The sequence below is a fragment of the Vibrio sp. R-1 genome (assembly GCF_035615595.1).
Classification (GTDB): domain Bacteria; phylum Pseudomonadota; class Gammaproteobacteria; order Enterobacterales; family Vibrionaceae; genus Vibrio; species Vibrio cholerae.
Map to the genome: position 1 here is coordinate 1 of NZ_WPDC01000213.1, position 1,121 is coordinate 1,121.

A 1,121-nucleotide genomic window follows, 5' to 3' on the forward strand; every position below is an offset into this window, starting at 1 on the left:
CATTGGTGCGGGTGGTGCGGGCTTGCGTGCCGCAATTGCCGCAGCCGAAGCCAACCCTAATCTGAAGATCGCGTTGGTATCCAAGGTATACCCTATGCGCAGTCACACCGTTGCAGCCGAAGGTGGCTCCGCAGCGGTAGCACTGGATCATGACAGCTACGACAACCACTTCAACGATACCGTATCCGGTGGTGATTGGCTGTGTGAACAAGACGTAGTCGAATACTTCGTTAAACACTCACCGATTGAGATGACCCAACTGGAGCAGTGGGGTTGTCCGTGGAGCCGTCGTCCGGATGGTTCTGTAAACGTACGTCGCTTCGGCGGTATGAAAATTGAGCGTACTTGGTTTGCTGCGGATAAGTCCGGCTTCCATATGCTGCATACCCTGTTCCAGACGTCTATCCAATATCCACAAATCCAGCGCTTTGACGAGCACTTCGTACTGGACCTGCTGGTAGACAATGGCGAAGCCCGTGGTCTGGTCGCAATGAACATGATGGAAGGTACACTGGTTCAGATCCGCGCCAACAGCGTGATCCTGGCTACCGGTGGTGCCGGCCGTGTTTACCGTTACAACACCAACGGCGGTATCGTAACTGGTGATGGTATGGCGATGGCTTACCGTCATGGCGTACCTCTGCGTGACATGGAATTCGTTCAGTACCACCCAACCGGTCTGCCGGGCTCAGGTATCCTGATGACCGAAGGCTGCCGTGGTGAAGGTGGTATTCTGGTGAACAAAGACGGCTACCGTTACCTGCAAGACTACGGTCTGGGACCAGAAACCCCAGTCGGTCAGCCGAAGAACAAGTACATGGAACTGGGTCCACGTGACAAAGTTTCTCAGGCGTTCTGGCACGAGTGGCGCGCAGGCCGCACCATCTCTACTCCTCTGGGCGATGCGGTACATCTGGACCTGCGTCACCTGGGTGCTAAGTACCTCAACGAGCGTCTGCCGTTCATCTGTGAACTGGCGAAAGCTTACGTGGGCGTGGATCCGGTTAAAGAGCCAATCCCAGTACGTCCAGCCGTACACTACACCATGGGTGGTATCGAAACCGATAACCAGTGCGAAACCCGCATCAAGGGTCTGTTCGCCGTAGGTGAGTGTTCTTCTG

1 protein-coding gene is annotated in these 1,121 nt (G+C 55.4%); it reads left to right on the forward strand.

The features are described 5' to 3' along the window. Position 1 precedes the first annotated feature (1 nt). Positions 2-1,121, forward strand: a 1,120-nt coding sequence (locus GOU96_RS17690) for an FAD-binding protein (RefSeq protein ID WP_324702086.1), incomplete at its 3' end; no start/stop codon positions are given.